Source organism: Paraburkholderia phymatum (assembly GCF_040965635.1).
GTDB classification, from domain to species: domain Bacteria; phylum Pseudomonadota; class Gammaproteobacteria; order Burkholderiales; family Burkholderiaceae; genus Paraburkholderia; species Paraburkholderia phymatum_B.
The window spans coordinates 144,983-153,753 of sequence record NZ_JBFRCH010000017.1; the positions used below are offsets into that span (position 1 = coordinate 144,983).

Below are 8,771 nucleotides of genomic sequence, written 5' to 3' on the forward strand. Positions count from 1 at the left end.
GGGAGCGCTGCGCATGACCTCGTCGGCGACCAGGCGACTCGTGATCAACGGTCGATTTCTCGGACGTCCGGCCACCGGGGTGGACCGCTTTGCGTTCGAGACGGTAAGGGCCATCGATGCACTACTGAATGCGGAAGATCACATCGTGGCGGGCTTGAAAGTGGAGCTTGTCGCACCGGCGCACGCCGGGCGCTTGCACAGCCCTTTCGCGCACATTCCGCTCAGGACGGCCGGACACGGCCGCGGCACGTGGTGGGAACAACTGAGCTTGCCGTTCGTCGCGAACGGTTCGCTGCTGCTCAACCTTTGCAATTCGGGACCCGTTGTGTACCGGCGACAGGTGACGGTACTGCATGATGCCGCGCCCGTGCGTGTTCCGCAGAGCTACAGCCGCGCGTTTTCGGCGTGGTATCGCTGCATGGCGCCCACCGTCGGCCGGGTTGCGCGCCGCATCGTCACCGTGTCGGAGTTTGCCCGGACTGAGCTATGCGAAGCCTATGGCATTCAGGCCAGCAAGATCGGCGTCGTGTCGGAGAGCGGCGAACATATGCTCCGTGTGCAGGCAGCCCGCAACCATCCCTGTCGCGGACAGACGCGCCCTTATGTACTGGCCGTCGGCAGCCGCAACCAGCACAAGAACTTCAGGCTTGTCGCCGAGGCCGCGAGGCTGATGGTGGGCGCGCCATTCGACATCGTAGTGGTGGGAGGTTCCGACCCGCGTGTCTACGGTGAAGTGCGTGATGCGCTACCGTCGTTCGTCCGGCATCTCGGCTATGTCAGCGATGCGGATCTGGGCGCGCTATACCGCGATGCCGCGTGTTTCGTATTCCCGTCACGCTACGAAGGTTTCGGACTGCCGCCCGTCGAGGCCATGGCGCTCGGATGCCCGGTTGTTGCTTCGCGCCTGCCTTCCACCGTCGAGGTTTGCGGCGACGCGGTGGTTTACTTTTCGCCGGATGATCCGCGCGAACTCGCACAAGTGCTGCACCGGGTCACATCTGATTCGGCGTTGCGCGAACGCATGCGCACGAACGGGTATGCCCGATCTGCTCAATTAACTTGGCGTGCGACGGCCGTCAGACTGCTCGAAGAGGTATTGCCATGGCTGAACTAGCCAACAACGAGACAGTTGCCGCTGATCCGCGGCGTTTCGGTCGCGTCGCGCTCGTGCACGACTGGCTCGTGAGTTACGCAGGTTCCGAGCGTGTCGTGGAGCAGATTCTCAAGCTTTGGCCTAACGCGGAACTGTTCAGTGTCGTCGATTTCTTTCCGGAAGTTCTTCGTTCCGACGTGCTTGGCGGCAAGCGCGCGACTACCTCGTTCATTCAGAAGCTGCCGAGGGCGCGCACTGCATTTCGTGCCTATTTGCCTCTGATGCCGCTCGCAGTAGAGCAGTTCGATCTCTCCGGATTCGACCTTGTGATTTCTTCCAGCCATGCGGTTGCCAAGGGCGTCATTACCAGCCCGAACCAGGTGCATGTCAGCTACGTGCATTCGCCCATTCGTTATGCCTGGGATCTGCAGCATCAGTATCTTGCCGAGACGTGCAAGCTGCGCGGGCCAAAAAGCTGGGCTGCAAGGGTCGTTCTGCATTACATGCGGATCTGGGACATGCGCACCGCAAATGGCGTCGACGAATTCGTCGCCAATTCGGCGTTCATTGGACGTCGCATCCGGAAGATCTACGGGTGCGGCGCACAGGTCGTGTATCCCCCCGTCGACGTAGAGCGCTTCGTGCCGGGCGGACGCGATCGCGGCGACTTCTATCTGACGGCGTCGAGGATGGTGCCGTACAAGCGAGTTCCGCTCATTGTCGAGGCCTTCTCGAAGATGCCGGACCGCCGTCTGATCGTAATAGGCGACGGTCCGGAGTTCGCAAGGGTACGCGAGCTCGCAAGGCCGAACATCACGCTGCTTGGCTATCAGCCTTCGAACGTGCTGATCGACTACATGCAACGCGCGCGAGCCTTCGTATTTGCCGCCGAGGAGGACTTCGGGATTTCGGTCGTCGAGGCACAGGCCTGTGGGACGCCCGTGATCGCCTATGGGCGGGGCGGCGTGCTGGAGACAGTGATCGATTCCAGTGATCCACGTTTTGGCACAGGAGTGTTCTTTTACGAACAGAGCATCGAAGCGATCGTCGATACGATCAAGCGGTTCGAAGCTCGTGCGCCGTTCGACGAAGAGGTGTGCCGGCTGAATGCGGCCCGCTTTTCGGTGGCCCGGTTTCGACAGGACTTTGCTGGCGTCGTCGAGTGTGCGATGGGACGTCATGCGGGTCTGCTCACGGACGACCAGCAGGCACTCGTGGAATCGGGCGAATAGAACCTTTAAGGCCGGGGATGACCATGCAGAGCTTTGTGATAGTTGCCACGCGAGGCCGAGCTGCGGAGACGGCCACATTGTTCGACTATCTTCTGGGCCAGGTTCGCCGTCCCGATGCCGTCTATGTGGTCGGCGCGGGAGAGTCGGACATAGCAGGGCTCGACACACATCCAATGTGCGATGCCTTGCCCGTGTTCCTGCTCATCTCGGAGACGGCGGGACTGACCGCGCAGCGCAACTACGGCGTGACTGCATTGCTGCGCGAAGTCGATCGGGCGAACGCCGGCGAGCCATGGTTCCTGACGTTCTTCGACGACGACTTCCGGCCGCATGAAGAATGGCTGTCAAGCTGCGAGACGCTGTTGTCGCAAGACCCGAATGTGATCGGCGTGACGGGTCAGATTCTCGCGGACGGCGTGAAAACAGCGGGTGTTTGCGAGGCCGACGCGCTCAGGTATTTGAGCGGGGCCCTGGCGCCGCTTGAGCATTGGGCGTCGGGCACGGAGCGCAGGGAGATCTCCTCCGCCTACGGCTGCAACATGGCATTCGTCGATCGCGTCGCACGAGTATGCCGGTTCGAAGAAGCGTTGCCGCTATATGGATGGCAGGAGGACCAGGATTACACCTCGCAGGCGCAGCGTTTCGGCAAGTTCGTCTACGAGCCGGCATGCCGCGGCGTGCATCTCGGCATAAAGAAGGGGCGCATTTCAGGGGTGCGCCTTGGCTATTCGCAGATTGCCAATCCCGTCTTTCTCGTGAAGAAGAACACGATGGCGCGCAAGACAGCGTGCGTATTCATTAGTCGTCACATCCTGTCGAATCTGTTTCATAGCTTGCGTCGCGATCCCCTGTTCGACTATCGCGGGCGCCTCTGGGGAAACCTGCTGGCCTTCGCGGACCTTCTGACGGGTACGAGTCACCCGCAACGCATTCTGAAGATGTGACGAAAGCCATGGGCATCGGGCTGTCGATGGCAAGCAGTGGCGAGGCGCGCAGCGAAAGTGTGGTTGGTGGGACGCGTCATTTCTCTTTGGGATGAGCGTTGCCTGGGCAAACCGGATAGAGCGAGAAGATCATGATGAACGATATGAAGGCTGCCGTTGTGCCAGTAACGCAACCGTACCTCCCGCCGCTTGCCGAGTTCATGCCATATCTCGAGCAGATCTGGTTGAACCGTTGGGTGACGAACGGCGGCCCGTTTCATCGCCAGCTCGAAGACGCGCTATGTGAGCATTTAGGCGTCGAGCATCTGTGCCTGTTCTCGAATGGCACGATTGCGCTCGTTACCGCGTTGCAGGCGCTCAACATCACGGGTGAAGTGATCACCACGCCTTATTCTTTCGTTGCCACGACGCATGCAATCCACTGGAATGGCGTAAAGCCTGTATTCGTCGATATCGATCCCGTGAGCATGAACCTCGATCCGTCGAGGATCGAAGCCGCGATTACACCGCAAACGCGTGCCATCTTGCCCGTGCATGTGTACGGCAATCCGTGCGAAGTCGAGAAAATCGAGAAGATCGCCGATACCTATGGCTTGCGCGTCATTTACGATGCCGCGCATGCGTTTGGCGTGCGAAGGAACGGGCGATCGATTCTGAGTTTCGGCGACATGTCGGTACTCAGCTTCCACGGCACGAAGATATTTCACACGTTCGAAGGCGGAGCGATCATCTGCCGGGATGCGGAAATGAAGCGTCGCATCGACCGGCTGAAGAACTTCGGTATCGAGGACGAAGTGACGGTCGTCGCCCCCGGCCTGAACGGAAAGATGAATGAAGTGCAGGCGGCGTTCGGCCTGCTCCAGTTGAGGCACGTGGAACGCGCTCAAGAGGCGCGAGCGGGCGTCGACCGGCGATACCGGGAAGCACTCGGCGAAATACGGGGGCTGCGCCTTCTTGAGATCGACGCGATCAATACCCGCAATTTTGCGTACTTCCCAATACTTGTCACGCCCGAATTTCCGCTCAGTCGGGATGCCCTGTATGAAGAACTGCGTGCGAGGCAGATTGCAGTGCGAAAGTACTTTTATCCATTGATAAGCGAGTTCGTCGACTATCGCCGTCTGCCTTCGGCGAATCGGGACAATCTTCCTGTGGCGTGCACCATTGCAGATCAGGTTTTGTGCTTGCCGATCTTCTCGATGCTCGAAGCACAAGTGCAGGAGCGTATCGTCGATATCATCGTGGCGCTCGCGGGTGCCGCGACGTTGCAAGCCTGACGTCCATCGCCGCGGCGTGCCTGCACATGTCCACGACGGAGCCCATGCGGGACGGCGAGACGACCGGCACGAGCATGCCGGCAAGGGGGCGGCGCATCCTGCTCTCGCCGTTCACGAACACGACGAACGCCTATATCGATCTCTTGAAGGAGTTGCTTGTCGATATCGGCTACGACGTGCAGCCTCTCTCGGCCAAAGGCATGCTGCGGGGCGGCTTCGTCGACCTGTTTCGTCCCACCACTGTGCTCGTGTTTCACTGGATCGAATTGCGCGCATTCACCAGTGGCGGCGGCAAGGTATCGCTCTCTCCCAGGGGTGTACTCGTCTTTCTGTTCTATTGCCTGATCATGGCTGTCGGTCGGGCTCAGGTCGTTTATTTTGTTCACGACCATGCAGTCCATAACGCGCGCGGCAAGGTGCGAGCATTCTCAGTACGGTTGATGTCGCTCGTGCGCCGGCTCGCGGATCATCGCGTCGTGCACGCCCCCGATTTCGAAGCGAAATATGAAGCGCGCTATCTTCCTCACCCGCTGTACTGGGACGCACCAGGGCGAACTTCGGCGCTGGCGTCGCGAAGGCGCGCCGCACCGTCTTTCGCGTTGCTTGGAACCATCGAGCCTTACAAGGATGTCGCGGCGCTTCTCCGGGTGTGGCCCGAGGAACAGATACTCGAAATCGCCGGAAGGGGCGACGCGACTTACGTCGATACGTTGCATTCGATTGTGCGCGAGCGGGCAATGTCGAACACGGTCACGATCGACGCGCGTTTTCTGAGCAATGGCGAGTTCGAGGACAAGGTCTGTGGAGCCGATGTGCTCATTCTGCCCCACGCCGCTGATTCAATGCTGGTGAGCGGCGCTTTCTTCGAGGCTATCGGTCGGGTACCTGTGTTGATTGCGCGCTCGGTGCCGTTCATGGTCTGGGCCGCGCAGCGATTCGAGAACGTATTCCTGTTCGACCGGATCGAGCAGGTGCCCGATCTGGTTCGGGAAGTCGCGCAAAAATGGCCTGATCTCGTCGAGGGGCGAGCGACTCGACACCGGGTGATCGAGGCGTTCGGCTGGCAGGCATGCAGACAGTCCTACCGCGAATTCTTCCGCGATGTCGTCGGCGCCCGGACAGACAGATGATGACATGCCGTGCAGAGCCTGCGTCCCGGTCGGCCTACCGATGATCGCCGGTAAGTCGGCCACGCCGGGACGATCGAGTCGCGGCCCCGTGGCGCCGTTGTATAGCTCGACGCGCTCGCGGTAGAAACGCGCGAGCGCGCGATACTTTTATGCGCCCGTCCGTGCGGCGCCTTCGTGCGGTCTCGAGGCCACTTCGCAAACCTCTTCCAGAATCGCGGCTCACCGTTCGAAGGCAAGCGCGCGATTCTCCCAGCGAGCCAGGCAATCGAAGAGAAAATGGATGGCCTGCGATGCCTGTGATGCACCGGCCCAACTCGCCAATGTCAGTCGGCGATCAGCGTGCATCAGACAGTACGACTCCGCGTGGCACATGCTCGCCTCTCGTTAGGAATCGGACGCGAGTTCGCATTTCTGCCAGGGCCGGACAGGCGAAGTCATATCGGCTTTCAGTTGCCATTCTCGAAGGTGACGTTTGTACGGTGTCACACCGCCTTTTGGCTTACAGACGCGCTTCTGACCGTTCAGGACGGGCGAATGGCCAGGATGGACGGAGCCGGCAACGCACTATTGAAATCATCTAAAAGGCGGCCGCCGGTTCCCGATGGCCACGTGAAAGCATCAGAAACGAGCGCGGGCCTGTGCCTGGACCACACAACATAACGGGGCGGATAGCTCGCAACATGAATCCACGCTGTCACGAGATCAGCACGGAGCGACTGAAACGTCCGGCGCACGCCGCATATATCGACGGCTTGCGCGCGATTGCAGTGCTGTCTGTCATCGTGTATCACCTGCACACGCCGTGGCTGCCCGGCGGATTTGCTGGTGTCGATATCTTTTTCGTGATTTCCGGATTTGTTGTGAGTGCATCGGTTGGCGATCTCGAGTCGATGCAGTTCTTAAGCTTCGTGCTTTATTTCTATTCGCGCCGAGTGCAGCGGATCGTACCTGCGCTCGTGGTTTGTCTGGTGATCACCGCGTTATGGTCCGCGTTGTTCATTCCGGCCGCGTGGTTGAGCGACACCAACACGAAAACAGGCCTCTTTGCTTTCTTCGGATTGAGCAATCTGATTCTTGTCAGGACCGGCAACGACTATTTTTCCCCGCGTGTCGATTTCAATCCGTACCTGCATACCTGGTCGCTCGGCGTAGAAGAGCAGTTTTATCTGCTATTTCCGTTGCTTTTCTTCTTGTGGGTCAGCAAACGGCCCAGAAGGAAGCTATGCGTCGTCTTGTTTGCTGGTGGTTTCGTCTTGTCGCTGCTGAACGGCTGGTGGCTTTCGACGAGAAACGAGACGCTCGACTTTTACATGATCCCGGGACGCTTCTGGGAGCTGGCGTCGGGCATTCTGCTCTATCAGATACTCGCGCTTGCGAAGCACCCGCTCGGGGTAATCGACCGTGACCGTACGCTGCGTTCGCAGTCGGTGCTTGCCGGCTCGTTCGTTCTTCTGGCGGCATGCTTTGCGACCTCGAGGCCGGATTCGTTTCCTTTCCCGGGTCCGCTGCTGCCGGTGACGGGCACGCTTGGCATTCTGTACGCGCTGCACGGAAGGGCGCCGGAAGGTTTTCTGCACAGGCTGCTGATCTCGCCCGTCGCGACCTTTATTGGCAAGGTGTCGTATTCGCTCTACCTATGGCACTGGCCTGTGATCGTGCTGCTGCGGTGGACCACGGGGCTGGATGCTCCCATATGGCGCATCGTGGCGTTCGTCGTGACATTCGTGCTGGCGACGGCGTCGTGGTACTACGTCGAGAACCCCGTGCGTCGCTCGCTGATCCTGAAGAACATGCGGCGTCCGTTCGTCGTGGGAGCGGGCGCGGGTGCGCTGATGTGCGGGGCGCTGTTGTCGCTCGGCATTCATGCTGCTCAGCCGCAGTTGTCGCTGAGCGTGGTTTCGCATCGTGCATACGACTGGTATGCATACCGGCCCATCGAGGCGAGCTCTGCGGGGTGTCGGGGTACATGGGATTCGACCCAGGTCGAAGGAGGGCTGCTGTGGATCTATTCGCGTTCGGGGTGTGAGATCGCCCCGAGTCATCGGGGACGACTGTATGTGATTGGTGACTCGCACGCGATGGCATACAGCATGATGCTGCGCGAGTTCGCCCTGGAAACGGGCGTGAAGGTCTTCGCGTACAACAACGGGGGCTGTCCGTTTATCGGCTTGCGGCCGCGCGAGCACGACGATTTCGTGCGCTGCAAACGGCTAAGTGACGCGGCAATCGCGCAAATCACCGCGGAGGTCGGCCGCGGCGACGTGGTGTTCATGCCATCGTTGCGGTTGCCGCGGTTCTCGGACGAGTTTGCACGTTTCGACGACGCGAGCACCTGGAAAGACATGTTCGGTCCACAGGCGGTCGAAAGCCGGCAGCAGGGCGTTCGAGAGGCCGTGCCGATCCTCCGGAAGCTCGCGGCCAAAGGCGCGAAGGTCGTACTGGAAGCGCCGACGCCCGTGTTCCGGAGTCAGCCGTTCCGCTGCTCCGACTGGTTCAACCGCGGCAATCCGATCTGCTCGGACGGCGACCGTATCGCCAGGACCGAGCTTGAAGCCTTGCGCTCACCCGTGCTCGACTCATACGCGGATATCGCCCGTCTCGTCCCTGACGTCAGCGTATGGGACCCGTTGCCGGCGCTGTGCCCGGATGCCGTGTGCTCGGCGCACGCGGGCGGCCGGCCGCTGTTTTTCGATGGCGATCACATCAGCGGCTACGCAAACAGGCTTCTGTTTCCGAGCTTCGAGCAGTTCGTCGGCAAGCTGATGGATGCGGGGCGCAAGAGCTGAGTGTGAGCGGGGCTTCGGGGCGCGGGCGTCGGCTGCGGGTCGCTGGACAGATCCGCAGTTCAATCTTGTTCGACAGATGGGAAGGTCGCAAGCGATGCGCAACGCTCATGCTCGACGCTTGTCGGGCATGAGCGGCAGCGTGTGACGATGGACGTGTTTTTCAGTGCGTCGCTTCGCACTCGCTGATATCGGGGAAGAGGCGGGTGAATTCGCGGCTGATGATGGAGTAGCATTCGCATGCGCGGGATTCGAGGCCTTTGCGGTCGAGGATGCGGATGTGCCCGCGGCTGTGATGGATGAGGCCGTCGC

General features: G+C 60.5%; 6 protein-coding genes and 1 pseudogene. 6 read left to right on the plus strand and 1 reads right to left on the minus strand.

What is annotated here, in order from left to right; all coding sequences use genetic code 11:
* Nucleotides 1-13: 13 nt before the first annotated feature.
* The 6 genes from AB4Y32_RS25465 (at nucleotide 14) to AB4Y32_RS25490 (ending at nucleotide 8,462) form a co-directional block, all read left to right on the plus strand.
* Nucleotides 14-1,114 carry a glycosyltransferase family 4 protein gene (locus AB4Y32_RS25465; RefSeq protein WP_368724001.1) on the plus strand — a complete coding sequence of 367 codons (1,101 nt, stop codon included), beginning with the start codon at nucleotides 14-16 and terminating at the stop codon, nucleotides 1,112-1,114.
* Entirely contained in the window at nucleotides 1,102-2,325 is a 1,224-nt protein-coding gene (locus tag AB4Y32_RS25470) for a glycosyltransferase family 4 protein (protein ID WP_368724002.1), read from the plus strand. Before AB4Y32_RS25465 ends, AB4Y32_RS25470 begins: the two co-directional genes overlap by 13 nt.
* A gap of 77 nt (nucleotides 2,326-2,402) precedes the next feature.
* The gene (locus tag AB4Y32_RS25475; RefSeq protein ID WP_368724003.1) at nucleotides 2,403-3,269 is read left to right on the plus strand and encodes a glycosyltransferase family 2 protein; all 867 of its coding nucleotides are present in this window, start codon (nucleotides 2,403-2,405) and stop codon (nucleotides 3,267-3,269) included.
* A 131-nt stretch (nucleotides 3,270-3,400) separates the two neighbouring features.
* On the plus strand, nucleotides 3,401-4,546 hold the full coding sequence (locus AB4Y32_RS25480) for a DegT/DnrJ/EryC1/StrS family aminotransferase (RefSeq protein WP_368724004.1): 1,146 nt from the start codon (nucleotides 3,401-3,403) through the stop codon (nucleotides 4,544-4,546).
* 26 nt (nucleotides 4,547-4,572) lie between these two features.
* Nucleotides 4,573-5,676, plus strand: a complete 1,104-nt coding sequence (locus AB4Y32_RS25485; protein ID WP_368724005.1) for a glycosyltransferase — start codon at nucleotides 4,573-4,575, stop codon at nucleotides 5,674-5,676.
* A 680-nt stretch (nucleotides 5,677-6,356) separates the two neighbouring features.
* Nucleotides 6,357-8,462, plus strand: a complete 2,106-nt coding sequence (locus AB4Y32_RS25490; protein WP_368724006.1) for an acyltransferase family protein — start codon at nucleotides 6,357-6,359, stop codon at nucleotides 8,460-8,462.
* Nucleotides 8,463-8,622: 160 nt separating this feature from the next.
* Here AB4Y32_RS25490 and AB4Y32_RS25495 read toward each other — a convergent pair.
* Nucleotides 8,623-8,771: pseudogene (locus AB4Y32_RS25495) on the minus strand (Crp/Fnr family transcriptional regulator); the annotation flags it as partial.

Coding starts and splice junctions, on each gene's coding strand:
- AB4Y32_RS25480 (WP_368724004.1), top strand. CDS start 3,401: ATGATGAACGATATGAAGGCTGCCGTTGTGCCAGTAACGCAACCGTAC.
- AB4Y32_RS25470 (WP_368724002.1), top strand. CDS start 1,102: ATGGCTGAACTAGCCAACAACGAGACAGTTGCCGCTGATCCGCGGCGT.
- AB4Y32_RS25485 (WP_368724005.1), top strand. CDS start 4,573: ATGTCCACGACGGAGCCCATGCGGGACGGCGAGACGACCGGCACGAGC.
- AB4Y32_RS25490 (WP_368724006.1), top strand. CDS start 6,357: ATGAATCCACGCTGTCACGAGATCAGCACGGAGCGACTGAAACGTCCG.
- AB4Y32_RS25465 (WP_368724001.1), top strand. CDS start 14: ATGACCTCGTCGGCGACCAGGCGACTCGTGATCAACGGTCGATTTCTC.